At 69.5% G+C, this 24,986-nt stretch carries 22 protein-coding genes; 8 read left to right on the top strand and 14 right to left on the bottom strand.

What is annotated here, in order from left to right:
* Positions 1-9 precede the first annotated feature (9 nt).
* Together purN and purM are read right to left on the bottom strand one after the other, a co-directional pair.
* A complete protein-coding gene (gene purN, locus AC3ANK_RS14425; protein ID WP_206861416.1) occupies positions 10-708 on the bottom strand; it encodes a phosphoribosylglycinamide formyltransferase in 699 nt (232 codons plus the stop codon).
* Between the two features lie 8 nt (positions 709-716).
* Positions 717-1,775 carry a phosphoribosylformylglycinamidine cyclo-ligase gene (gene purM, locus AC3ANK_RS14420; protein ID WP_206861415.1) on the bottom strand — a complete coding sequence of 353 codons (1,059 nt, stop codon included), beginning with the start codon at positions 1,773-1,775 and terminating at the stop codon, positions 717-719.
* Between the two features lie 166 nt (positions 1,776-1,941).
* Here purM and AC3ANK_RS14415 point away from each other — a divergent pair, with 166 nt between their 5' ends.
* From AC3ANK_RS14415 to hda, 3 genes are read left to right on the top strand one after another with little or no spacing between them, the layout of a single operon-like run.
* Positions 1,942-3,036 (top strand): DUF2066 domain-containing protein, encoded by a 1,095-nt coding sequence (locus AC3ANK_RS14415; protein ID WP_206861414.1) that lies wholly within the window; start codon positions 1,942-1,944, stop codon positions 3,034-3,036.
* Between the two features lie 24 nt (positions 3,037-3,060).
* The gene (locus tag AC3ANK_RS14410) at positions 3,061-4,224 is read left to right on the top strand and encodes an AI-2E family transporter (RefSeq protein ID WP_484171504.1); all 1,164 of its coding nucleotides are present in this window, start codon (positions 3,061-3,063) and stop codon (positions 4,222-4,224) included.
* A 21-nt stretch (positions 4,225-4,245) separates the two neighbouring features.
* Positions 4,246-4,962, top strand: a complete 717-nt coding sequence (gene hda / locus AC3ANK_RS14405; RefSeq protein WP_206861412.1) for a DnaA regulatory inactivator Hda — start codon at positions 4,246-4,248, stop codon at positions 4,960-4,962.
* Between the two features lie 85 nt (positions 4,963-5,047).
* Here hda and murU read toward each other — a convergent pair whose 3' ends face one another.
* The 4 genes from murU to cysG all read right to left on the bottom strand — a co-directional run bounded on the left by murU (position 5,048) and on the right by cysG (position 9,472).
* On the bottom strand, positions 5,048-5,764 hold the full coding sequence (murU, locus tag AC3ANK_RS14400) for an N-acetylmuramate alpha-1-phosphate uridylyltransferase MurU (RefSeq protein WP_484171503.1): 717 nt from the start codon (positions 5,762-5,764) through the stop codon (positions 5,048-5,050).
* Positions 5,765-5,786: 22 nt separating this feature from the next.
* Positions 5,787-6,827 carry an aminoglycoside phosphotransferase family protein gene (locus AC3ANK_RS14395; protein ID WP_484171502.1) on the bottom strand — a complete coding sequence of 347 codons (1,041 nt, stop codon included), beginning with the start codon at positions 6,825-6,827 and terminating at the stop codon, positions 5,787-5,789.
* 162 nt (positions 6,828-6,989) lie between these two features.
* Positions 6,990-7,967 (bottom strand): cysteine synthase A, encoded by a 978-nt coding sequence (gene cysK, locus AC3ANK_RS14390; protein WP_206861409.1) that lies wholly within the window; start codon positions 7,965-7,967, stop codon positions 6,990-6,992.
* 65 nt (positions 7,968-8,032) lie between these two features.
* On the bottom strand, positions 8,033-9,472 hold the full coding sequence (gene cysG, locus AC3ANK_RS14385) for a siroheme synthase CysG (protein ID WP_484171501.1): 1,440 nt from the start codon (positions 9,470-9,472) through the stop codon (positions 8,033-8,035).
* 301 nt (positions 9,473-9,773) lie between these two features.
* Here cysG and AC3ANK_RS14380 point away from each other — a divergent pair, with 301 nt between their 5' ends.
* Positions 9,774-10,757 (top strand): LysR family transcriptional regulator, encoded by a 984-nt coding sequence (locus AC3ANK_RS14380; RefSeq protein WP_484171500.1) that lies wholly within the window; start codon positions 9,774-9,776, stop codon positions 10,755-10,757.
* Between the two features lie 65 nt (positions 10,758-10,822).
* Here the strand turns inward: AC3ANK_RS14380 and AC3ANK_RS14375 are convergent, their stop codons facing one another.
* The 4 genes from AC3ANK_RS14375 to AC3ANK_RS14360 all read right to left on the bottom strand — a co-directional run bounded on the left by AC3ANK_RS14375 (position 10,823) and on the right by AC3ANK_RS14360 (position 15,539).
* Positions 10,823-11,185, bottom strand: a complete 363-nt coding sequence (locus AC3ANK_RS14375) for a hypothetical protein (protein ID WP_484171499.1) — start codon at positions 11,183-11,185, stop codon at positions 10,823-10,825.
* An 84-nt stretch (positions 11,186-11,269) separates the two neighbouring features.
* The gene (locus AC3ANK_RS14370) at positions 11,270-12,007 is read right to left on the bottom strand and encodes a phosphoadenylyl-sulfate reductase (protein WP_484171498.1); all 738 of its coding nucleotides are present in this window, start codon (positions 12,005-12,007) and stop codon (positions 11,270-11,272) included.
* Complete coding sequence (gene cysI, locus AC3ANK_RS14365; protein WP_484171497.1) at positions 12,004-13,722, bottom strand: assimilatory sulfite reductase (NADPH) hemoprotein subunit; 1,719 nt, start codon at positions 13,720-13,722, stop codon at positions 12,004-12,006. The genes AC3ANK_RS14370 and cysI overlap by 4 nt, the downstream gene beginning before the upstream one ends.
* Positions 13,722-15,539, bottom strand: coding sequence for an assimilatory sulfite reductase (NADPH) flavoprotein subunit (locus tag AC3ANK_RS14360; RefSeq protein ID WP_484171496.1), 1,818 nt, complete (start codon positions 15,537-15,539; stop codon positions 13,722-13,724). The genes cysI and AC3ANK_RS14360 overlap by 1 nt, the downstream gene beginning before the upstream one ends.
* Positions 15,540-15,721: 182 nt before the next feature.
* Here AC3ANK_RS14360 and cysD point away from each other — a divergent pair, with 182 nt between their 5' ends.
* Together cysD and cysN are read left to right on the top strand one after the other, a co-directional pair.
* Positions 15,722-16,633, top strand: a complete 912-nt coding sequence (cysD, locus tag AC3ANK_RS14355; RefSeq protein ID WP_484171495.1) for a sulfate adenylyltransferase subunit CysD — start codon at positions 15,722-15,724, stop codon at positions 16,631-16,633.
* Positions 16,633-18,516, top strand: coding sequence for a sulfate adenylyltransferase subunit CysN (gene cysN, locus AC3ANK_RS14350; protein WP_206861401.1), 1,884 nt, complete (start codon positions 16,633-16,635; stop codon positions 18,514-18,516). Before cysD ends, cysN begins: the two co-directional genes overlap by 1 nt.
* A gap of 79 nt (positions 18,517-18,595) precedes the next feature.
* On the opposite strand, the gene AC3ANK_RS14345 is transcribed toward cysN, so the two are convergent.
* Entirely contained in the window at positions 18,596-18,841 is a 246-nt protein-coding gene (locus tag AC3ANK_RS14345; protein WP_206861400.1) for a GlsB/YeaQ/YmgE family stress response membrane protein, read from the bottom strand.
* A 399-nt stretch (positions 18,842-19,240) separates the two neighbouring features.
* On the bottom strand, positions 19,241-20,749 hold the full coding sequence (locus AC3ANK_RS14340) for a M20 family metallopeptidase (RefSeq protein ID WP_484171494.1): 1,509 nt from the start codon (positions 20,747-20,749) through the stop codon (positions 19,241-19,243).
* A 299-nt stretch (positions 20,750-21,048) separates the two neighbouring features.
* Between AC3ANK_RS14340 and AC3ANK_RS14335 the strand changes: the two genes are divergently transcribed.
* Both AC3ANK_RS14335 and AC3ANK_RS14330 read left to right on the top strand, forming a co-directional pair.
* Positions 21,049-21,444 carry a ComEA family DNA-binding protein gene (locus AC3ANK_RS14335; RefSeq protein ID WP_484171493.1) on the top strand — a complete coding sequence of 132 codons (396 nt, stop codon included), beginning with the start codon at positions 21,049-21,051 and terminating at the stop codon, positions 21,442-21,444.
* Between the two features lie 289 nt (positions 21,445-21,733).
* Entirely contained in the window at positions 21,734-22,351 is a 618-nt protein-coding gene (locus tag AC3ANK_RS14330) for a HutD/Ves family protein (protein WP_206861398.1), read from the top strand.
* A 57-nt stretch (positions 22,352-22,408) separates the two neighbouring features.
* Here the strand turns inward: AC3ANK_RS14330 and AC3ANK_RS14325 are convergent, their stop codons facing one another.
* Together AC3ANK_RS14325 and AC3ANK_RS14320 are read right to left on the bottom strand one after the other, a co-directional pair.
* Positions 22,409-24,037, bottom strand: a complete 1,629-nt coding sequence (locus AC3ANK_RS14325) for a flavodoxin domain-containing protein (protein WP_484171492.1) — start codon at positions 24,035-24,037, stop codon at positions 22,409-22,411.
* Positions 24,034-24,960 (bottom strand): FAD:protein FMN transferase, encoded by a 927-nt coding sequence (locus AC3ANK_RS14320; RefSeq protein WP_484172888.1) that lies wholly within the window; start codon positions 24,958-24,960, stop codon positions 24,034-24,036. Before AC3ANK_RS14320 ends, AC3ANK_RS14325 begins: the two co-directional genes overlap by 4 nt.
* Positions 24,961-24,986: the final 26 nt, after the last annotated feature.

The following is a 24,986-nucleotide window of genomic DNA, read 5'->3' as shown; positions in this document are numbered from 1 at the left end:
AGGACCCCGTCAGACGGGGGCAACTGCGCCGGGGGCGCGCAGGGCACCGGCGGAATCTAGGAGCAGTGGCGTAAACAGGGCATGACCATCCAGTGTCGTGGTTGTTCCCTGTTCAGCCAGCCGGCCGGAAACCGCCAGGCGCAGCACCGCGACCAGCAGCGGATGCTCGACGTCGAGCACGCGCGCGGCCAGCGCATCGGCGTCGTCGCCCGGCTGCACCGGCACGCGCGCCTGGGCGACGACGGTGCCGGCGTCGAGTTCGGGGATCACGAAATGCACGCTGGCGCCGTGCTCGGCTTCGCCCTCGGCGATGGCGCGCGCGTGCGTGCGCAGGCCCGGATACTTCGGCAGCAGCGACGGATGGATGTTGAGGAGCCGGCCGCGGAAGCGTTCGACGAAGGCATCGCACAGGATGCGCAGGTAGCCGGCGCAGACGATCCAGTCCGGACGCGCCGCCTCGATCGCATCGCCCAGCGCGGCGTCGAAAGCTTCGCGAGAGGAATACTCCTTCGGGCTCGCACTCCAGCGCAGCGCCGGTTCCACGCGCTGCAGGGCCGCCGCGCCCGGCTTGTCGGAGAACACGCCGACGATGCGCGCCGGCAGCGAGCCGGCGTCGATCGCATCGAGGATCGCCTGCAGGTTGCTGCCGCGCCCCGACACCAGCACGGCGATGCGGTTCGGGCGCGATGTGTCCGCCGGCTCGCTCAAGGGCGCGCTCAACCGATGCGCACGCGGCTTTCGAGCGGGGCGCCGGCGGCAGCCTTCGCCACCTGGCCGATCGGACGATGACGCAGGCCCAGGCGGTCGAGGTCGGCGTTCACCGCGGCGACGTCGCCCGGCGCGACCACCAGCACGAAGCCGACGCCGCAGTTGAACGTGCGCCACATCTCTTCCGACGGCACCGCGCCTTCGCGCTGCAGCCAGTCGAACACCGGCGGCAGCACGATGGCCGACGCTTCGATGTCGAGGCCCAGACCGTCCGGAATCACGCGGATGATGTTTTCGGTCAGCCCGCCGCCGGTGATGTGCGCCATGGCATGCAGGTCATGCTTGCCAAGCAGTTCGAGGATCGGCTTCACGTACAGCTGCGTCGGCGCCATCAGCGCGTCGATCAGCTTCACGCCGCCGACGTCGAGATCGGCCGGGCGACCGGCGCGATCGTAGATCCTGCGCACCAGCGAGTAGCCGTTCGAATGCGGGCCGCTGGAGGCGATGCCGATCAGCACGTCGCCCTCGTGGACCTTGGCGCCGTCGAGCAGCTTGGACTTTTCCACCGCCGCGACGCAGAAGCCGGCGAGGTCGTATTCGCCCGGCGGGTACATGTCGGGCATCTCGGCGGTTTCGCCGCCGATCAGCGCGCAGCCGGACAGCTCGCAGCCCTTCGCGATGCCGCCGACCACGGCGACCGTGGTGTCCACGTCGAGCTTGCCGGTGGCGAAATAGTCGAGGAAGAACAGCGGCTCGGCGCCCTGCACGAGCACGTCGTTGACGCACATCGCGACCAGGTCGATGCCGATGGTGTCGTGGCGGTTGAGCTGCTGCGCCAGCTTGAGCTTGGTGCCGACGCCATCGGTGCCGGACACCAGCACCGGCTCCCTGTACTTGCCCGACAGGTCGAACAGCGCGCCGAAGCCGCCGAGGCCGCCCATCACCTCGGGACGGAAGCTGCGCTTGACCAGCGGCTTGATGCGTTCGACCACCTCGTTGCCCGCGTCGATGTCGACGCCGGCGTCGCGGTAGGTGATCGGAGTGGGAGCGGAGGGGGGATTCGACACGGGCGGCCTCGTCGGTCGCGGAGAGATGAAGTCGCGATTTTAACAGTCGCCGGCGACCGGCGGCCTTCCGCGAATGGACGGGCCGGGGGGCGCTGCGGCACCATTTCGGCTGATGACGCACTCAGGGACAGCGATGGTTCGGGCAATCCGCGCGGGAACGCCGCGCATGACGTTCCTCCGGAAGATCCACTTCCCGATGGTGGCCGCGTTCATGGCCGCGGTCCTGCTGGCGGCGAGTTTCGGCGCCTCCGCGCAGCGCGTGGAGGGCGATCGCGCCCGCGCCGAGGGCATCTACGCCACCGAAGTGACGGTCAACGGCCAGGGTGAGACGGAGCGCAACGCCGCCTTCGCACGCGGCCTGGCGCAGGTGCTGGGCAAGCTGTCGGGCGATCGCGGCGCGGCGTCCAAGCCGGGCGTGGGCAACGAGCTGCGCCAGGCGAAGATCTACGTGAAGCAGTACGACTACCGCCAGGACGAGGGCCTGGGCCCGACCGGGGCGCCGACCTTCCGGACGCTGCTGGTGATCCAGTTCGACGAGGAGGCCGTCAACGACCTCGCCGCGACGCTGGGCATTCCGATCTGGCCGCAGCCGCGCCCCAAGCCCGTGCTGTGGCTGGCGATCGACGACGGCAGCGGCCCGCGCCTGGTCGGCCTGCCGCAGGTGAATGCGGCGCGTCCGGCGCTCAACCGCGCGGTCGAGCGTGGCTACAAGCTCGGCCTGCCGAGCGGCAACGCGGCCGAACAGGCGGCGGTCGGCGCGATCTGGCGCGGCGACAGCGCCGCGGTGGCGCGCGCCTCGGCCCGCTACAGCCCGCCGATGCAGCTGATCGGCAAGCTCTACCGCGACACCACCGCCGGCTGGAAGGCCGACTGGACCTTCGTCGACGCCGGCAAGGTGCTGGCGAACTGGTCCCAGACCGGCCCCGACGCCCGCCAGCTGATGGCCGGCGGCGCCGACGGCGCGGCCGACGCGCTGATGAAGCGCTACGCCAAGCGCGCGCCCTCGGGCGAGCCGGGCCTGTACCGCGTGACCTTCACCGGCATCGACAGCAGCGACGATTTCATTCGCCTGGCCGGCTACCTGCAGAAGCTGTCCGTGGTGCGCCGGATCGCGCCGGTGCGCGCCACGCCGCAAGGCCTGGAGTACGAACTCGACCTCGTCAGCGGCATGCCGGGCTTGAACCGCCTGCTCGCGCGCGACGGCGTCGTCGATGTACTGGAAGGCCTGGAAGGCCAGCCGCCGGTCTACCGGCTGCGTTGACGGGCGCACGCCCGAAGGAACCACATGCAATCGCCAGCACTGGACGACATCGCACGATTCCTGCGCCGCCTGCAGTGGGTGGCGCTCGCCCTGGGCGTGTGCTGGCTGGTATGGCTGCTCGCGCCGATCCTGACGCCGTTCGTGTTCGCGCTGATGCTGGCCTGGCTCGGCGATCCGCTGGTCGACCGGCTGCAGCGCGCCGGGCGCTCGCGCAACGTCGCGGTGACGCTGGTGTTCACCGCGATGGCGCTGATCCTGCTGGCCGGCCTGCTGATCCTGGTGCCGCTGATCGAACGCCAGATCTCGACGCTGGTGGCATCCTGGCCGCACTACCGCGACTGGTTCATGCTCACCGCGCTGCCGTGGGTGGAGCAGCGCATCGGCGTGGAAATCACCGACTGGCTGGATTTCGGCCACATCAGCCAGCTCGTCCGCGACAACTGGGACCAGGCCGGCGGCATCGCGACGACGCTGCTGGGCTACCTGTCGCGTTCGGGCTTCGCGGTGATCGGACTGGTGGCGAACGTCGCGCTGCTGCCGGTGATCACGTTCTTCTTCCTGCGCGACTGGGACCTGCTGGTCGAACGCGTCGCCTCGCTCATCCCGCGCGACCACCTCGACATCGTCAGCCGCCTGGCGCGCGAATCCAGCGACGTGCTCGGCGCGTTCCTGCGCGGGCAGTTCCTGGTGATGCTGGTGCTGGGCGTGATGTACGGCCTGGGGCTGTGGGCGGTGGGGCTCGACCTGGGCATCCTGATCGGCCTGATCGCCGGCCTGCTGACCTTCGTCCCGTACCTGGGGCCGGCCAGCGGCATCATCCTGGGCGTGATCGCCGCGCTGGTGCAGTTCGGCGACTGGCAGCACGTCGCCGGCGTGCTGGTCGTGTTCGGCATCGGCCAGGTGATCGAGAGCTACGTGCTCACGCCCAAGCTGGTGGGCGACCGCATCGGCCTGCACCCGGTGGCGGTGATCTTCGCCGTGCTTGCGGGCGGGCAGCTGTTCGGCTTCCTCGGCATGCTGCTGGCCTTGCCGGTGGCCGCGGTGGTGAACGTGCTGCTGCGCTACGCGCAGGAGCGCTACCGCCACAGCCGCCTGTACGTGGGCGCGCATCCGGTGCCGGAGGAAGCGCTGGCCGATCCGCTCGCCGACCCGCACCTCCCGCCGCCGGCGGACCACAGGCCCGAGTGATCCATAGCGAGTAATCCCGCAGTGAGCGTTCCGCAGTTGCCGCTGGCCTTGCGCTATCCGACCGACCAGCGCCTGGACACATTCGTGCACGCGCCCGAGGGCGCGATCGAACAACTGCGCGCGCTGGCCGAAGGTCGCGCCGATGCGCGACGCGACAGCGTCTACCTCGCCGGTCCCGCCGGTGGCGGCAAGACGCACCTGCTGCTGGCGACCTGCGCGGCCACCGAGGCGGCCGGGCGTCGCGCCGCGTACCTTCCACTGATCGCCGCCGCCGGCCGCCTGCGCGATGCGCTGGAAGCGCTGGAAGGCAACGACGTGATCGCGCTGGACGGACTGGACGTCATCGCGGGCAACCGCGAGGACGAAGTCGCGCTGTTCGACGCGCACAACCGCGCCCGCGCCGCCGGCGTCGCGCTGGTGTACGCGGCGCGCGACATCCCCGATGCGATCGGCCTCGGCCTTCCGGACCTGCGTTCGCGCCTGGGCCAGTGCACGCGCATCACGCTCGCGCCGCTGGACGAGGAAGGTCGCCGCGACGTGTTGCGGCAGCGCGCGCAGCGTCGCGGACTGGTGCTGGAAGATGCGGCGCTGGACTGGCTGCTCCGCCGCGTCGGCCGCGACCTGGGCGGCCTGACGGCGCTGCTCGATCGACTCGATCGCGCCTCGCTCGCGGCGCAGCGGCGGATCACGGTGCCGTTCCTGCGGCAGACGCTGGGGAGTGGCGAGGCGTTGTCGTAATCGTCGCGGAAGCCCTGACTTTGTAGCCCGGGTAAGCGAAGCGCACCCGGGGTCGGAAGCCCCGGGTGCGCTTCGCTTGCCCGGGCTACAGGAGCGAATGCGGCTGGACCGCCAACTCCCGCTCCAACCCCGCCAACCGCTCCGGCGTCCCCACATCCGTCCACCGCCCTCGATGGTGCTCGCCGGTGACCCGCCCGCGCGCCATGTGCGCGCGCAGGATCGGCGCGAGACGGAACCGCGGCGGTGTTTCATCCGCACCCGCATCGCTCGCATGCGCACGCCAGCCGTCGAGCAACTGCGGCCGATACACGCCGATGCCCGCGTAGGTGAGGCGATCCTCGCCGTCGCTGCGCACCAACCCATCTTTGTCCAGCGCGAAATCGCCCTGCGTCGCCTGCGCCGGTCGATCGACCATCACCAGGTGCGCGAGCCCCGAAGGCTCGCGCGGCAATCGCGCGAAATCGACATCCGTCCACACGTCGCCGTTGACCAGCAGGAACGGCGCATCGCCCAGCAGCGGCAGCGCGTGCAGCATGCCGCCGCCGGTCTCCAGCGGGCGCTCGCCTTCGTACGAATAGCGGATCGACAATCCCCAGCGTCCGCCATCGCCCAGCTGCTCGGGGAACTGCGCCGCGAGCCAACTGGTGTTGATCACCACATCGCGCACGCCGATCGCCGCGAGCTTCTCCAGGTGCCATTCGATCAGGCGCTTGCCGCCCGCGCGCAGCAGCGGCTTGGGCGTGTGGTCGGTCAACGGACGCATGCGCTCGCCGAGGCCGGCGGCGAAGATCAGGGCTTTCAAGGCGGCTCCGGGAACAGGCCTGTCAGGGCGAGGGCAGGGCGACGCGTTCCATCGCCGGGCGGATGCGCACGTCCAGCACTTCGCGCAGCGCCGTGAGTTCGCGATAACGGGGCAGCACTTCGTCGAGGTAGCGGATGAAACGCGGCGCGTCGTGCAGGTAGCGGCTCTTGCCGTCCCGGTAATGCAGGCGCGCGAAGATGCCGAGGATCTTCAGGTGCCGCTGCACGCCGAGCCAGTCCGCGTCGCGCTGGAACACCGGCAGCGGCGGCACGGGAATGCGCGCGGCCACGGCGCGTTCGTGGTAACGCGCCAGCCATTCGTCCACGCGCTCCAGCGGCCAGCTCAGGAACGCGTCCTTGAACAGGCTCACCGGATCGTAGGCGACCGGGCCCCACACGCAGTCCTGGAAATCCAGCACCGCCGGCCCGCCTTCGACGGGCATCAGGTTGCGCGGCATGAAGTCGCGATGCGTGAGCACGCGCGCCTGCCGCAGCGCGTTGTCCATCAGCCGGCGCTGCACGAGTTCGAGGCGGTCGTAGTCGTCGCAGTCGAGTTCCAGCCCGAGGTGACGTCGCAGGAACCAGTCCTCGAACAACCCCGCATCGCGCTGCAGCAGCGCTTCGCCGAACTCGCCCGTGCCCAGCGGCGGCTGGATCGCCTGCAGGCGCAGCAGCTGTTCGATCGCGGCGTCGAAATGCGCGTCGGCGGTGTCGTCGCCGATCACCTGCGCGAGCGTCGGCCCGCCCAGGTCTTCCAGCAGCAGGAAGCCGTTCGCCACGTCCTCGACCAGCACCTGCGGCACGCGCACGCCGCCGCTTTCCAGCAGCGCGCGCATGCGCAGCCACGGACGCACGTCCTCCAGCTGCGGCGGCGAGTCCATCACGATGCGGCTGCCGCCGGAGGTCAGCACGCGCCAGTAACTGCGATGGCCCGCGTCGATCGACGCGCGCACCGGTTCCAGGGCGGGATCGTCCGTGGCGGCGCGCGCCCAGGCCAGGCGCGCGGCTTCGCGCTCGGCGGCGTCGTGGACAGGAAGCGGATTCGAACCGGGTACGACCGTCATGCAGGCTCCGTGCGGCAAGGGCCGCGGCGCACAGGTTAGCCCGCGGGGCGTGCACGGTGGAATGCATGGCGATCACGCCATGGCGGAGGGCCCGGCTTTCTGCGGGACGACGCTCCGATGGGTCCGACGCTCACGCGTTCTTCGCGCGCGAGCGCCGTCGCCTCACGCCGCGACCGCGTCGCGCTCCAGCGATGCCAGCCATTCGTCGTCCGAGCCCTCGGCCACGCCCTCGAACAGGAACGTCGACAGATACCGCTCGCCGGTGTCCGGCAGCACGGCCAGCAGCACCGAACCTTCCGGCGCGCTCTCGGCGACCTTCAGCGCGGCGGCGACCGTCGCGCCGGCGGAGATGCCGACGAACAGCCCTTCTTCCGATGCGAGGCGACGCGCGGTATCGCGCGCGAGCACGTCATCGACCGGCAGCACCTCGTCGGCGACGGTGCGGCTGAGCACGGCCGGCAGGAAGTCCGGGGTCCAGCCCTGGATCTTGTGCGGCTGCCATTCCTTGCCCGACAGCAGCGCGGCACCGGCCGGTTCGCTGGCGATCACCTTCAGGTCCGGTCGCGCGAGCTTGAGCACTTCGCCGGCGCCGGTGATCGTGCCGCCGGTACCCCAGCCGCTGACGAAATAGTCCAGCCGCTTGCCGGCGAAATCGCGCAGGATTTCCGGGCCGGTGGTGCTGCGGTGATACGCCGGGTTCGCTTCGTTCTCGAACTGGCGCGCGAGGAACCAGCCGTGCTTGTCCGCCAGTTCCTTCGCGCGGCGCACCATGCCGGTGCCGCGTTCGGCTGCGGGCGTGAGGATCACCTTCGCGCCGTACGCGCGCATCAGCTTGCGGCGCTCGACCGAAAAGGTTTCGGTCATCACCGCGACGAACGGATACCCGCGCGCCGCCGCGACCATCGCCAGCGCGATGCCGGTGTTGCCCGAGGTCGCTTCCACGATCGTCTGGCCCGGCTTGAGCAGGCCCTTGCGTTCGGCATCGAGCACGATCGCGAGCGCGAGGCGGTCCTTCACCGAGCCGCCGGGATTGAACGACTCGACCTTCGCGTAAAGCGTCACGTGTTTCGGCGCGATGCGGTGCAGCTTCACGATGGGCGTGCTGCCGATGGTGTCGAGGATGCTGTCGTGGAGGGCCATGGCGTTGTCTCTCGTTCAAGGGGACGTTCGGTGTGGTCGCACGGACGATCCGTGCCGGAATGCGTTCACGCGGCCTCGGCGACGGCGGACGCGTCGCGCAGCGGCGGCGCGCCGTACCAGTGCAGCGATCCGGCCAGCGACGCGACTTCGCCGACGATCAGCAGCGCCGGCGATTGCACGTCGTGTTCGCGCGCGCGCTGCGCCAGTTCCGACAGCGCGCCGACGATCACCCGCTGGTTCGCGCGTGAGCCGTTCTCGACGATGGCGAACGGCGTCGATGCCGCGCGGCCGTGTTCGATCAGGCGCGTGCTGAAACGTTCGAGTCCGGCCACGCCCATGTAGACGGCGAGCGTCTGCCGCTCCAGCGCGAGCGCGCGCCAGTCCGGCTCGCCTGCATCGCCGCCGTCGTGCGGCTCCTTGTGGTGCGCGGTGACGAAGCGGACCGACTGCGCGTGATCGCGATGCGTGAGCGGAACCCCGGCATACGCGGCGCAGGCGAGCGCCGCGGTGATGCCGGGCACGACTTCGAAGTCGATGCCTGCCGCGCGCAGCACTTCGAGTTCCTCGCCGCCGCGGCCGAACACGAACGGATCGCCGCCCTTCAGCCGCACCACGCGCTTGCCGGCGCGGGCGTGTTCGAGCATCAGCGCGTGGATCTGCGCCTGCGTCGCGTGATGGTTGCCGGCCTGCTTTCCGACCTCGATGCGCTGCGCGTCGCGGCGCACGAGTTGCAGGACCTCGTCGCTGACCAGGCGATCGTGCAGGATCACGTCGGCTTCGTTGAGCACGCGCAACGCGCGCAGCGTGAGCAGTCCCGGATCGCCGGGCCCCGCGCCGACGAGCGCGACCGAGCCGCACGGCGCCGAGGTTTCGGCATGCAGTTGCGCGACGAACTCGCGCTCGGCCGCGAGGTGCTGGCGCTTGCGCAGCAGCGCGGGAACGGGGCCGCGCAGCAGGCGTTCGAAGAATTTCCTTCGCGCGCCGAGCTGCGGGAAGCGCGCGCGGATACGGCCGCGCTCGCGCCCGAGCAGTTCGGCGAACTGGCCGAGCGAGGCGTCCAGTGCGGTCTCGAGCATCTCGCGGACGTGGCGCGCGAGCATCGGCGCCGCGCCGCCGCTGGAAATCGCGACCTGCAACGGACCGCGGTCGACGCGCGCGGGAATCTGCACGCTGGACGCCCGCGCGTCGTCGACCACGTTCACCCAGATGCGGCGCGCTTGGCCTTCGTCGGCGACCGCGCGATTGACGGCGTCGTCGTCCGTCGCGGCGACGACGAACCACGCGCCATCGAGCCAGTGCGGCGCGAAATGGCCGGGCAGGTGGTGGATCTCGCCGCGCGAGGCCATCGCCGAGAGTTCCGCGTTCAGCACCGGCGCGCCGACGCGAACCGCCGCACCGGCCTCGCGCAACGCGATCGTCTTGCGCAGCGCCACCGTGCCTCCGCCGACGACGAGCACCTCGCGGTCGCGCAGGTCGGCAAAAACAGGAAACAGCGGACTGGCCATGAACTCGAAGCCGGCAGGAAGGGGCGGTACCGTGACGCTACGCATGCACCCCGGCGTGCGGAAATGACGCCGCCGCCTGCGGACATGCCGTTTCGGAATGACCCGCTCCCCGCGACGCGCCGGCTGGACACGGTCCGCCGGGCGGGGTAGCTTCTATTCATCCCTTTATTCGTATCGAGCGATACATGAACGCGGCCCACGGTCGATCCACGTGTTGTCGGCACGCCTTGAAACCGACCGCCCGCCTGCACGCGCCAGCGCCGGCTGGCCCGATTCCGCCGCTTTCACGAAACGCCCCGACATGACCCTCGTCCAGCTCCGCTACCTCGTCGCCATCGCCGATTCCGGCCTCAACATCACCCTGGCCGCCGAGCGCGTGCACGCCACGCAGCCCGGCCTGTCCAAGCAGCTCAAGCAGCTGGAGGACGAGCTTGGATTCCAGTTGTTCACGCGCAAGGGCCGCAGTCTGGAAGCGGTCGCACCGGCAGGCGAACGCGTGCTGATGCACGCGCGCCGCATCCTCGAGGAAGCCGGCAACATCCGCGCCTACGCCGCCAACGAGCGCGGCCAGCACAGCGGCCAGCTGGTGCTGGCGACCACGCACACGCAGGCGCGTTTCGTGCTGCCGGAGGCGATCGCCGCAGTGAAGCGCGAATTCCCGCAGGTGAGCATGCACCTGCAGGCGGTCGCGGGCGACGAGGTGCTCGAACAGCTCGCGCGCGGCGAAGCCGACCTCGCGGTGATCAGCACCGCGGGCGCCGAACCCGATGGCGGCGTCGCGGTGCCGCTGTACCGCTGGCGCCGGCTGGTGCTGGTGCCGCGCCCGCATCCGCTGGCGAAGCTCAGGCGCGCGCCGACGCTGGCGGAGCTGGCCTCGCACCCGCTGGTGAGCTACGAGTCGTCCACGCGCGCGGAATCCTCGCTGCGCCGCACGTTCGTCGAAGCGGGCCTTGAGCCGCAACTGGCGATGACCGCGCGCGATGCCGACCTCATCAAGACCTACGTCCGCGCCGGCCTGGGCGTCGGCATCCTCGCGGAGATGGCGGTGGGCGCGCGCGACGACGACCTGGTCGCGTTGCCCGCGCCGGACGCGCTGCCGGAATGCATCACCTGGGCGGTGATCCCGCGCGCCCGCGTGCTGCGCGAATACGCATTGGCGCTGCTGCACGGGATCGCGCCGCAGCTGGATCGTCGCGACCTGCGCCGTGTGCTCGAAGGCAACCTGGAGCCGCAATGGCCGCAGGCGCCGTCGTGGCGCGAGTTGAGCCAGCCGATCACGACCTGATCGCGGTGGCGTGCCAGGCGTGACGCCGGGGTGTGGCGCTGGCGGCCGATGCGATCGTCGTTGCGCTACAGCAACATCACCCACGCCGCCATCCCGCCCGCCATGCCCAGCACCGCCGACGCCACGCCGCGGCGGAACCACAGCGATTGCGCGCTCGCGGCGGAGGTCAGCACCGAATCGTCCGGCGCCAGGCCGATCATCGAGATCAGGAACAGCAGCGCCACCAGGATCGGGCAGCTGATCGGATTGCGCAGCGCCACGTTCACCGGCCATTGCGCGACCGAGAGGACGCCGGCCAGCGCGACCCAGCACCAGCCGTGGCCGCGCGCGATCAGCGGTCGCTGCCAGCGCATCACCGCGAACACCGACCAGGCCAGCAGGACGGTGGTGACCGCGGATCGCAGGAAGTCGAGAGCGTCGTATCGCATCCGCGCGATGCTGCGCGCGGACGCGTCGGAATCCGGTCGGAACACGCGCCTGCCGCGGCGCGTGTTCACGCATCGGCGATGCGATCAGGCCGCGTGCGGTTCGCTGTCGAAATGCAGCCCGCACTCACGCTTGAGGCCGAAAAAACGCGTGTCTTCCTCGTTCATGCCGGGCTCGAGGCGGCGCGTGGTGTGCACGTCGCCGATCGACACGTAGCCCTGGTGCCACAGCGGGTGGTACGGCAGATCGTGCTGCTGCAGGTACTGCCACACGTCGCGATCGCTCCAGTCGGCGATCGGGTGCAGTTTCCAGCGGCCGTCGCGCAGCTGCAGGAAGTCGATCGCCGCGCGGCTGCGCGACTGGCTGCGACGCAGGCCGGCGATCCACGTGCGCACGCCGAGTTCGTCGAGCGCGCGCTGCATCGGTTCGACCTTGCGCATGCGGTTGTAACGCTCGATCCCTTCCAGCCCGCCCTCCCACAGCTTGCCCAGTCGCGCTTCCATCCACGCGATGCCGATCTGCGGGCGGTACACCTTCAGGTTCAGGCCGAGCCGGTCGGTGAGTTCGTCGATGAAGCGGTAGGTTTCCGGGAACAGGTAGCCGGTGTCGATCAGGATCACCGGAATGTCCGCGCGCTGCTGCGTCGCCAGGTGCAGCGACACCGCCGCCTGCGCGCCGAAACTCGACGACAGCGCGTGCTCGCCGGCGGTGTGTTCCAGCGCCCAGGCGATGCGATCGGGCGCGCTCAGCCCGCCGAGCCACTCGTTGAGCTCGGCCAGGGCGCGGGGCGATTCGGCGGCGGTGATGGGATCGGGCGGAGTCATGCGGCGTTCTCGGTGCGCAGCTGCAGTGGAATGGCGGGTTTCGGCGGAACGACGATGCCGGCGCGCACGAGGAAATCGCCGAAGCCTTCTTCCGCGTATCGCTCGCCTGCATAACGCGCGAGCACCGGATCGAGCGCGTCGAGGATCTGCGCTTCGACCACGTTCTCGCGGAAGAGGGTGTTCAGGCGCTGGCCGCGATGGTCGGCGCCGAGCATCAGGTTGTAACGACCGGGCGCCTTGCCGACCAGCGCGATCTCGCCCAGGTACGGACGCGAGCAGCCGTTCGGGCAGCCGCTGATGCGCAGGTGGATCGGCGCATCGCGCAGGCCGTGCGTGTCGAGCAGCGCCTGCACCTTGTCGGTGAATTCGGGCAGGTAGCGTTCGGCCTCGGCCATCGCCAGGCCGCAGGTCGGCAGCGCGACGCAGGCCAGCGCGTTGCGCTTGAGCGGCGTCGCGGCGACGTGCGTGTCCAGGCCGTACTGCGCGACGAGTGCATCCACGCGCTCGCGCAGTGCCGCGGGCACGCCGGCGATCACCAGGTTCTGGTTCGGCGTGAGGCGGAACTGCGCGTCTGCGTCGGCGTCATCGAGCACGCGCGCGATCTCGCGCAGACCGGTCAGATGGGTGAGACCTTCGCGATCCCAGATGCGGCCCGCGACGATGCGCAACGTCAGGTGCGCGCGACCGTCGGCGCCTTCGACCCAGCCGAAGCGATCGCCGTTGTGGACGAAGTCGAACGGACGCGCCGTGGAGAGCGCGAAGCCGGCGCGCCGTTCGACTTCGGCCTTGAACCAGTCCAGGCCGTTGTCGTCGATGGTGTACTTCAGCCGCGCGCGCTTGCGCAGCACGCGGTTGCCGAAATCGCGCTGCGTCGTGACGACGGCGACGGCGACCTGCGCCAGCTGGTCCGGCGCGACGAAGCCGATCACGTCGCCCAGGCGCGGATACGTCTCCGGATCGCCATGCGTCGCGCCCATGCCGCCGCCGACGCTGACGTTGTAGCCGAGCAGCTGGCCGTCGGTATCGGGGATCGCTATGAAGCCCAGATCCTGCGCGAACACGTCGACGTCGTTGTACGGCGGGATCGCGAAGCCGATCTTGAACTTGCGCGGCAGGTAGGTCGGGCCGTAGACGGGTTCGTCCTCGCTGCCGCTGCCGGCGACGCGTTCCTCGTCGAGCCAGATCTCGTAGTACGCGCGCGTGTTCGGCAGCATGAACTCGGACAACGCGGCGGCCTGCGCATGCACCTGCGCATGCAGTTGCGACTGCAGCGGGTTCGCCGCGACCGCGACGTTGCGGTTCACGTCGCCGCAGGCCGCGAGCGTGTCGATCAGCGCGGCGTTGATCGCCTGCATGGTCGCCTTCAGCTCGGTCTTGATCACGCCGTGGAACTGGAACGCCTGTCGCGTGGTGATGCGCAGGCCGCGTTCGGCGAACGTCGTCGCCACCGCATCGAGCTTGAGCCACTGCGCCGGCGTGACCACGCCGCCAGGCGTACGCGTGCGGATCATGAACGCATACGCCGGCTCCAGCTTCGCGAGGCGACGTTCCTCGCGGATGTCGCGATCGTCCTGCTGGTAGCTGCCGTGGTACTTGATCAGCGTCTGGTCGTCCTCGTCGAGCGCGCCGGTGACCGGATTGGCGAGCGACTCCAGCAGCGTGCCGCGCAGGCGCGCGCTTTGCTGCTTGATGTCTTCGACGGAATGGCTGCTCATCAGTACACGTCCCGGGCGTAGCGTCCCTGCTGCTGCAGGGTGTTGAGGTAGTCCTCGGCGTCCTCCGCCGACTTGCCGCCGCGTTCGGCGACGACATCGCGCAGCGCCGCGTGCACGTCCTTCGCCATGCGTGTCGCATCGCCGCAGACGTACAGGTGCGCGCCGCCTTCGAGCCATTCGAAGAGTTCGCGACCGCGTTCGCGCAAACGGTCCTGCACGTAGATCTTGTTCGCCTGGTCGCGCGAGAAGGCGAGGTCGAAGCGGTGCAGCGTGCCGTCCTTCAACGCCTGCTGCCATTCGACCTGGTAGAGGAAATCGCTGCGGAAATGCGGGTTGCCGAAGAACAGCCAGTTGCGGCCCGCCGCGCCGGTCGCGGCGCGTTCCTGCACGAATGCGCGGAACGGCGCGACGCCCGTGCCGGGGCCGATCATGATCACGTCGCGCGCGGCATCGGCCGGCAGGCGGAAGCGTTCGTTGTGTTCGATGAACACCGGCAGGCGCGCGCCTTCCTCGCTGCGCGCGAAGTGGTTCGACGCGGCGCCCCAGCGCAGGCCGTCCCCATGGTCGTATTCGACATGCGCGACGGTGAGGTGCACCTCGTCGCCGACGTGCTTCTGGCTGGACGCGATGGAATACAGACGCGGCGTGAGTGGGCGCAGCGCGGCGACGAGTTCCTCGGCGCTCCAGTGCGCCGGATGGCGACGCAGCAGGTCCAGCACCTGCGCTTCGTTCAACAGCGCGGCGAGTGCGGGCTGCTGGTCCGGCGCGAGCAGGCGGTTGAGTTCCTCGCTGCGCGATTGCGCGGCATGGCTGGCGACGAACGGGCGCGCGAGCTTCGTCAGTTCGCGCTTCTCGCCCAGCCAGTTCCGCAGCGGCCGGCTCTGGCCGCCGTGTTCGACGACGGTGTCGCCATCGAGCTCGGCCGTACGCAGGATCGTCTCGACCAGCGCCGGCGGATTCACCGGCCACAGGCCCAGCGCGTCGCCGGGTTCGTAATGCAGGCCGGAGCCTTCCAGCGAGAGTTCGACGTGGCGCACGTCCTTCGTGCTGCCGCGCGCGGTGAGGCGCTGGTTGGCGAGCAGTTCGGCGGCGAAGGGCGCATCGCGTCCGTGCGCGGGCGTCGCCTGGAGCGGACGCAACGGCGTCACCGTGGCGAGCGGGGCGGCCGGCTTCAGCGATTCCTTCGCCTTCGCCAGCGCCTGTGTGAGCCAAGGCTCGGCGACGGTGTCCAGATCGAGGTCGGCATCGGCGCGCGGCAGCAGGCGCGTGGCGCCGAGTTCGGCCAGTCGCGCATCGAGCCGGTTGCCGATCGCGCAGAACTGCGGGTAGCTCGAATCGCCCAGTCCCAGCACCGCGTAGCGAAGTTGTTTCAGTTCGGGCGCGCGCTTGCCTGCGATGAATTCGACCAGTGCGCGCGCGTCGTCCGGCGGATCGCCGTCGCCCTGCGTGCTGATGACGAGGTACAGCGTGCGCTCGTCCTTCAGTTCGCGCGTGGGGTAGGCGTCGGCGCGCAGCAGCCGCACGGGCAGGCCCGCGGCTTCGCTCTGGCGGGCGAGGCGTTCGGCCACGCGCCTGGCGTTGCCGGTCTGGCTACCGTAGACGATCGTGAGGCGACCCGCCGGCGTGGCGTCGGCGAGGGGGGCTGTAACCGTTTGCACACCCGCAACGCCGCGCGAGGCCAGCCCTGCCGCGTAACCCGACAGCCACCACAGGCCGTTCGTATCGAGTCCGTCGGTGACGCGCGCAAGCGCCGCCAGCCGGTCCTCCGTGAGGGGCGCGGCGAGCGCGGCGGAAACGCTGGTCGAGGTGGCCGACATGGACTGGGCGGGACGAAGGGGACCCTCGCAGGCTAGGCCCGCGCCATCGCCACCAGAAAGGATGAGGGGTTATGCGCTCATGCCGGTGGCTTATTTCCGCCGGCAAGCGCCGCCGTTCCTACAATGTGCTCAACTAGCCGCGGGCAATGGGACCCTCGGCCATTCCGCAAGATCAAGATCCGATGACGCTGCCCCTGGACCTGAGCCATCTCGACCGCCTCGAAGCGGAAAGCATCCACATCCTGCGCGAGGTCGCGGCCGAATTCCGCCATCCGGTGCTGCTGTATTCCATCGGCAAGGACAGCTCGGTGCTGCTGCACCTGCTGCTGAAGGCGTTCGCGCCGGCGCGCCCGCCCATTCCGCTGCTACATGTGGATACCGGCTGGAAGTTCCGCGAAATGATCGCCTTCCGCGACCAGCGTGCGAGCGAGACCGGCGTGCAGCTGCACGTGCACACCAATCCCGAGGGCGTGGCGCAGGGCATCGGCCCGATCACGCATGGCGCCACCGTGCACACCGACGTGATGAAGACGCAGGCGCTGAAGCAGGCGCTCGACAGGTTCGGCTTCGATGCGGCCGTCGGCGGCGCGCGTCGCGACGAGGAGAAATCGCGCGCGAAGGAACGCATCTTCTCGTTCCGCAACGCGCAGCATCGCTGGGATCCGAAGAGCCAGCGTCCGGAGTTGTGGAGCCTGTACAACACGCGCATCCACAAGGGCGAATCGGTGCGCGTGTTCCCGCTGTCGAACTGGACCGAACTCGACGTCTGGCTCTACATCTACCGTGAGAAAATTCCGGTACCGTCGCTGTATTTCGCCGCGCAGCGCCCGGTGGTCGAACGCGATGGCGCGCTGATCATGGTCGACGACGAACGCCTGCCGCTGCGCGAGGGCGAATCGCCGCGGATGAAACAGGTGCGCTTCCGCACGCTGGGCTGCTATCCGCTGACCGGCGCGATCGAGTCCGACGCCGACACGCTGGAGAAGATCATCGCCGAGATGCTGGTCTCCACCACCTCCGAGCGCCAGGGCCGCGTGATCGACCACGATCCGTCGGCGTCGATGGAGAAGAAGAAGCAGGAGGGGTATTTCTGATGACGCGCGCACACGACGCTGGCGCGACGATCGCCGCCTACCTTGCCCAGCACGAAACCCGCGGCCTGCTGCGCTTCATCACCTGCGGCAGCGTCGACGACGGCAAGAGCACGCTCATCGGGCGCCTGCTGTACGAAAGCCGCGCGCTGTTCGACGACCAGCTCGCCGCGCTGGAATCCGACAGCCGTCGCCACGGCACGCAGGGGGAGGCGATCGACTACGCGCTGCTGCTCGACGGCCTCTCGGCCGAGCGCGAGCAGGGCATCACGATCGACGTCGCGTACCGCTTCTTCAACACCGAAAAACGCAAGTTCATCGTCGCCGACTGCCCGGGCCACGAGCAGTACACGCGCAACATGGCGACCGGCGCATCGACCGCGGACGTCGCGGTGGTGCTGGTCGACGCGCGCAAGGGCCTGCTGCCGCAGACGCGGCGGCACAGCTACATCGTGTCGCTGCTCGGCATCCGCCATGTGCTGCTGGCGGTGAACAAGATGGATCTGGTCGGCTTCGATCGCGCGGTGTTCGACGAGATCGAAGCAGGTTATCGCGAACTCGCCGACAAGCTCGGCATCGACCACGTGCAGGCCGTGCCGCTGTCCGCGCTGGAAGGCGACAACCTGATGGCGCGTTCGGCGCGGACGCCGTGGTACGGCGGCCCGAGCGTGCTCGAATACCTGGAAACCGTGGACGTTTCGCGCGACGCGCAGGACGTCGGCTTCCGCCTGCCGGTGCAGTGGGTGAATCGGCCGAACCAGGATTTCCGCGGTTTCGCCGGCACCGTCGCGGCGGGCGGGATTCGTCCGGGCGACGAGATCGTCGCGTTGCCGTCGGGCCGTCGTTCGCACGTGGCGCGCATCGTCACCGCCGATGGCGATCTCGACGTCGCGCGCGAAGGGCAGGCGATCACGCTCACCCTGCGCGACGAACTCGACGTGAGCCGTGGCGACGTCATCGCCGACGCGCACCGTCCGCCGCAGGTCGCCGACCAGTTCGCGGCGCACCTGCTGTGGATGGGCGAGCAGCCGCTGCTGCCGGGCCGTCCGTACTGGCTGAAGATCGGCACGCGCACCGTCAGCGCCAGCGTCACCGAGATCAAGCACAAGACCGACGTGAACACGCAGGAGCCGCTCGCGGCGAAGCACCTGGAACTCAACGAAGTCGGCTTCTGCAATCTGTACCTCGACCAGCCGGTGCCGTTCGAGGCGTATGCGGACAACCGCACGCTCGGCGGTTTCATCCTCATCGACCGGCAGACGAATGCCACCGTCGCCGCCGGCACGTTGCAGTTCGCGCTGCGTCGCGCGGGCAACATCCACTGGCAGCATCTGGACGTGGATCGCGTGGCGCGTGCACGCATCAAGGGGCAGCAGCCACGCGTGCTGTGGTTCACGGGCCTGTCGGGCTCGGGCAAGTCGACCATCGCCAACCTCGTCGACAAACGCCTGCACGCGCTGGGCTACCACACCTTCATCCTCGACGGCGACAACGTGCGCCACGGGCTCAACAAGGACCTGGGCTTCACCGACGAGGACCGCGTGGAGAACATCCGCCGCGTCGCCGAAGTCGCGAAACTGATGAGCGACGCAGGCCTGATCGTGCTGGTGAGTTTCATCTCGCCCTTCCGCGCCGAACGCCGCATGGCGCGCGAGCTGTTCGCGCCGGGCGAGTTCGTCGAGGTGTTCGTCGATACGCCGCTGGCCGTGGCCGAGAAGCGTGACGTGAAGGGTCTGTACGCGAAGGCGCGCGCCGGCCAGTTGCGCAACTTCACCGGTATCGATTCGCCGTACGAAGTGCCGGAAGCCGCGGAGCTGTCGCTCGACACGGTGTCGGACAGTGCCGAGCGACTCGCGCAACGGGTGATCGATTTCCTGACGGAATGACGTCGGAGCAATCGGTCGCGCAACGAAAAAAACCCCGGCGAAAGCCGGGGTTTTCCTTTTTGTGCGTAAGGAACCGGGACTACGCCGTTCGCACCGTCTTCCTGCGCACGATTTCGTAGAGGAACAGCAGCACGATGGCGCACAGGATCGAGACGACGAATCCGATGAAGCCGCCACCGGCGTAGATCAGGCTGCCGATGTACGCGCCGACGATGCCGAGCACGATGGTGAGGATCCAGCCCATCGGATCCGCTCCAGGTTTGAAGAACCGCGCCAGCACACCAATGACCGCACCGATGATGATCGTGTAGAGCAGACTGCCCATGGTGTCCTCCTTGGGGTGGGTGCCGGCGCATCGTAGCAGCGGCGAACGGCGCGGCAGCAGCCCGAAGATGTCGTGCCGACGGACGGGACCTGGTGGCGCTCCCTCCCCTGCGAATGCAGGGGTGAGGAGGGATGCTTGCGCGCCACTGGCGCGCATCCCGACGAACGCCATCAGGCTGTGCCCGATGGCTGCGGTTGGGGAGGGTGAAGTGCAGCGCCGTAGCGCGGACGAAGATCGCTGCGGTCCTCAACGAAACGCGCGAGCACGGACCGCACCACTACAACGCACGCCCCTCACCCCAACCCCATCCCGAAGGAAGAGCGGCTCAACAAGCAACAGCACAAAAAGAAAACCCCGCCAAAGCGGGGCTCTCCCAAAAACGTCAGTCACACGCCGCGATCAGCAGCACCCATGCCCGCCGTGCCGATCGCCGCTGTCCGGCGCGACCGAAGCGCCGCTGGTCTCGCCGCGCTGGCTCGCATGGTGGTGTTCGGCGATCACGCGCGACACGCACGCGGTCACGCGCTTGCCCATCGGAATGTGCAGGAACTCGTTCGGACCGTGCGCGTTGCTGTGCGGGCCGAGCACGCCGGTGATCATGAACTGCGCGCCGGGGAACTTCTCGCCGAGCATGCCCATGAACGGGATCGAGCCGCCTTCGCCCATGTACATCGCCGGCTTGCCGAAGAACTCGCGGCTCGCCGAATCGATCGCCCTGGTCAGCCACGGCGATTGCGCGGGTGCGTTCCAGCCGGTCGAGGACTTCTCCAGGTCGAGCGTCACCTTCGCGCCGTTCGGCGGATCCTTGGTCAGCACCTCGCGCAGCAGTTCGCCGGCCTTTTTGCCGTCCAGGGTCGGCGGCAGGCGCAGCGACAGCTTCACCGAGGTATGCGGACGCAGCACGTTGCCGGCCGACGCCAACGCCGGCATGCCGTCCACGCCAGTCACCGACAGCGCCGGACGCCAGGTGCGGTTGAGCACGAGTTCGGCCAGGTCGTCCGCGCCATCGCCGTTGAACATCGGCGTCATGCCGGGCAGGAACGGGAACTTGTCGAACACCGCCGTGTCGAGCACCTTCGCCGCCTCGCGCGCCTGCGCAAGACGCTCGGCGGGGATGTCCGCGAACAGGCCGTCCACGCGGATCTTGCCGGTGTTCTCGTCCTCCAGGCGGGAGAGCAACTGGCGCAGCAGGCGGAAGCTCGACGGCACGATGCCGGACGCATCGCCCGAGTGCACGCCTTCCTCCAGCACCTTCACCGTGAAATTGCCGCCGGCCAGGCCGCGCAGCGAGGTCGTGCACCACAGTTGCTCGTAGTTGCCGCAACCCGAATCCAGGCACACCACCAGCGACGGCTTGCCGATGCGGTCGGCGAGGTGGTCGACGTACGCGGGGAGGTCGTAGCTGCCGGACTCCTCGCACGCTTCGATGAGGATCACGCAGCGCGCATGCGGCAGTTGCTGCTCCTGCAGCGCGAGCACCGCGGTGAGCGAGCCGAAGATCGCGTAACCGTCATCGGCGCCGCCGCGACCGTACAGGCGGTCGCCCTTGATGACCGGATTCCACGGGCCGAATTCCGGATCCCAGCCGGTCATCTCCGGCTGCTTGTCCAGGTGGCCGTACAGCAGCACGCAATCGTCGTTGCTGCCGCCGTTGGACGCCGGGATGTCGATGAAGATCAGCGGCGTGCGGCCTTCCAGGCGCACCACCTCGACCTGCATGCCGGGGATCGGCTGGGCCTTCGCCCAGGTTTCCATCAGCTTGACCGCATCATCCATGTAGCCGTGCTTGACCCAGTCGGCGTCGAACATCGGGGACTTGTTGGGAATACGGATGTACTCGACGAGCTGGGGAACGATCTCGTCGTCCCATTTGTCGCCGACGTAGCGGTCGACCTTGCTGATGTCCATGGCGGCTGCGCCTCGTATCGGGGGACGCCAAGTTTACGCCCACGTGCGACTGCGCCGGACCTGCCGCCGTCGCCCCGGAACGATCCGACACGCGCTCCGCCTGTTCCGACACCGGCTGGGAACGCGCCTACCCGCGGTCGCGGGGCCTTCTTTGCCTTCGCTGGCGAATCGCCCGATGGGGCGGATCGGCCCGGCTGGGGAGACTGTGCCTGCCGCCACGCACCGCGCCGGCGAGCAGGAACCACGCAGGAAAACCTTCATCCACGTCGGGGCCCCATGCGGGCCCAAGGAGTCGCTCAATGAAATCCTTCCAGACCAAGGCGCTCGCCGTCCGGTCCTTCGCCATGTTCGCCCGGACCCTGCTGCTGTCGCTGGCCCTCACCGGGACGGCGATGGCCGCCGAGACCGTCAACGTCAATACCGCCGATGCGGCCACGCTGGACCGCGTGCTGGTCAACATCGGCCCGAGCAAGGCCGAGGCGATCGTCGCGTATCGCAAGACCAACGGGCCGTTCCGCAGCACCGACCAGCTTGCGCAGGTGCCGGGCATCGGCCTGAAAACGGTGGAGAAGAACAAGGACCGGATCGTCCTCGGCGGCGGCGGCGGCGCGCCGCCGGTCGGCCCTGCCGCAGCGGCGAAACCCGCACCGCCCGCCGGCACGGCGAACGCGACGAAACCGGCCGTCAAGCGCTAGGGGAGGGGCGCGAGCCGGCCCGGCGCGATCCGGCGCGCCGGGCCGGCGACGCGTCAATGCGCGAAATCCGCTGCTCTCGCTCCCTCCCTGCGTGCAGGGGGAGACGGGACGTTTTGCGCGCCACAGGCGCGTCCCGACGAACGCCATCGGGCTGTGTCCGATGGCTGGGGTTGGGTGGGGGTGCACCGTACGACAGGGTCAGTTTGCAGACGGAAGCGTGGCACGACGTCCGCATGGTGGGCGCGTTGTCTCGCTAGACTGTTCGTCGTCGACTTTCCGGACATGGCGCATGGCTCCCGAGCAACGCAGCCGTTCGCGGGTAATGCCCGCCAACGAATACCGCCGCGAACGCTGGCGCAATCAACTGGGCTGGACGCGGGAGATCCACGCCGGCCATCTCGCCGATGCCGCCGCGGACGCGCCGTGGGACTGGCGGCTGTCGATCGCGGAAATCGAGCGCGATTCGGAGTTCTCCGTCTTCCCGGGGATCGATCGTGAACTGGTCCTGCTCAGCGGCAACGGCGTGCGCCTGCGCTTCGACGACGGCGAGGCGCATGAGCTGCATCCGCCTCACGATCGCCTGCGCTTCGCCGGCGAACGCAAGGTGACCGGCGAATTGCTGGACGGGCCGACGCACGACTTCAACCTGATGTGGCGTCGCGATCGCGTACGTGCCGCGTTGTGGCATCGGCCGCTGGTCGGCCCGATGGTGCTGTTCGCCGAGCCGGGCTCCACATGGGTGGCGCACCTCATCGCGGGACAGGCGGAGTTCGCGGACGAGTCGGGACTGCCGCCGTTGGCGGCCGGCGACACGGCGTTCTTCGAAGCCGGAAGCGAGCGTTTGCGGCATGTGCTCGACGGCGGCGGGGAGTTGCTGTTGATCCGGATCGAGCCGGTGGGTCCGTAGCGTCTTCCGGCGCCTCCTCCATGAGCGCGTCGGTATCGTGCAGGTGGAGCGGCCGCGTCAGTAAACATCCCGGCAATACCGCCCGTCGGCCGCCATCGCTTCCAGCGCATCCAAACCAACCAGGTCACGCAACACCGCATCCACCGCTGGCGCCATGCCCTCCAGGCTGCCGCAGACGTAGACGGCGGCGCCGTGGTCGATCCACGCGCGAAGTCGGCCGGCTCGCGCGCGCAGCACGTCCTGCACGTACACGCGCTGCGTGCCGTCGCGGGAGAAGGCGAGGTCGAGGTGTTGCAGGTGGCCGTCGCGGAGCCAGCTTTCGATCTCACCCTGATGGTGGAAATCGTGCTCGCGCTGCCGTTCGCCGAACACCAGCCAGTTGCGCCGATGACCCTGCGCGTGCCGCGCCTTCAGGTGCGCGCGCAGTCCGGCGAGGCCGGTGCCATTGCCGACGAGGATCATCGGCCGATCGTCCTGTGGCGGATGGAACGCGAGGTTGCGGCGGATGCGCAGGTCGAGGGTCGTGCCGACGTCCGCATGCGCCGTCAGCCAGCCGCTGCCACTGCCCAGTCGACCATCGGGATGGCGCATCTGGCGAACGAGCAACTGCAGCGAGCCGTCCTCCGGCAGCGATGCGATGGAGTATTCACGATGCGGCAGGGGCTGCAGCGCATCGGCGATGGCTTGCGCCGACTGGCCGCGCGCGCTGTCCGGCTCCGGCAGGCGCGAGCGCTGCAACAGCGTCGCCAGTTCGACGGTCTCGCCGGCGTGCTCCACTTGCGCCGTTACGTCGTGACCGGACGCGGCCAGCCATCCCATCACCGCCGACGGCGCATGGCGCGGCCCGATCTCGGCGATGTCCCCCGCCTGCCATTGCAGATCGCGCGCATCCACCGGAACGAGCGCCACGTGATATGCGGGGCCGCCGACGCTCCCCGGGTTGAGCCAGCGCCGTTCCCGCAAACGCCACGGACGGTACTGCGGCGCGCTCCAGTCTGCGAAGGCGGTGTGGCCCGCCAGCTGGCCGAGGCGGTGCTGCCAGTGGCGCAGCGCACCCGCGTCGCCGGCGTCCACGTCGATGCGGTCGAACATCGGCTGCGCACCGTTGTGATGCAGCCACTGGTCGAGGCGACGGCCGAATCCGCAGAAACGTTCGTATGCGTGATCGCCCAGCGCGAGCACCGCGTACTGCAATCCGGCGAGCGCCATCGGCTGGCCGAGCACGTGCCGCGTGAATCCGAGCGCGTGATCCGGCGGATCGCCTTCACCCGTGGTGCTGGCGATGAAGAGCGCGCGCCGGTGCGAGCGCAACACGTCCGCGTCGACGCGATGCAGCGGCAGTACGCGCACCGCGGTTCCCGCGTCGCGCAACGCCCGCGCGGTGTGTTCGGCGAGCTGCTGGCCGAAGCCGGTCTGGCTGGCCCAGGCGAGCAGCATCGCGTCGTCGCCCGGCGTGTCGGCATCGTCGGCGTCGGCGCGATCCTGACGTGCCCGTCGCCACGTTGCCGCGCACAATCCGACGAACGCCAGCATGACCACCACCGCAAGCACCCAGCCGCCCGCGCGTGGCGAAGCGACCCACCACGGTTCCGCCTGCCAGCGCCCGAACGCGACCGCCAACGCGAGCAGCAGCGACAGCACGACGCCGTTGCCGAACCAGACACGAAGCGAGCCGTTGCCGTTCAAGCCAGCCCCACTCCTGCCTGCAACAGCGCTTCGAACGCAGACGTCATGCGTTCCTCGACGCGGACCCCATCGACATCGACGAATCGCGCCGCCAGTCCGTTCGCCCGTGCGACCTGCAATCCTTCGCGCGTTCCCAGCACCGTGAGCCCCGTCGCCCACGCATCGGCGCGCATCGCGTCGTCGGCGGCGACGGTCACGGCGACAGGCGCATCGAGTGCGGGACGCCCGCTGCGTGGATCGATCGTATGGCCGATGCCGCGACCCTCGTGTTCGCGCCGGTGCCAGCGATCGCCGGACGTCGCCACCGCGAGGCCATCGAGCGCGAGCACGCGCGGTTCGGATGCATCGCTCTCGTCGCCCTGCCAGCCTTCGACGATCACCCGCCACGGCGTGTCATCCGGCTTTCGGCCGTAGCCGTACAGCTCGCCGCCCACTTCCACAAGCGCCGCTTCGACACCCAGCGCGCGCAGCTGTGCGGCGACGGCATCGACAGCGAATCCCTTCGCGATCGCGCAAAGATCCAGCCGCGTTCCGCCCGGTTGCAGCACGCGACGCGCAGCGCGATCGAGCACCACGCGTCGCCATTGCACCTGCGTACGCGCGACATCGGGAGAGAAGCATTCGACGGACGTGCCCGATGGCCCGAAGCCCCAGCCGTCCACCAGCGGGCCGACGGTCGGATCGAACGCGCCGCCGCTGGCATGGGCGATGTCGAGCGCGCACGACAGCACCGCGAAGAAGTCCGCGCGCAACGCATGCCACGAGCCCGCGTCCGACGCGTTGTAGCGGCTCAGGTCGGAGCCCGCGTCCCAGTTGCTCATCTGCGCGACGACGTCGTCGAGCCGCGCCTGGATGCCCGCATGCAGTGCATGCAGATCGGCGCCGCGTGGCGCGACGAGCTTCACCGACCACGTCGTGCCCATCGTCGCGCCGCCGAGGACATCGACGG

The organism is Lysobacter sp. SCRH-1R, from assembly GCF_057747855.1.
This window is presented reverse-complemented; position numbering and strand designations above follow the sequence as displayed.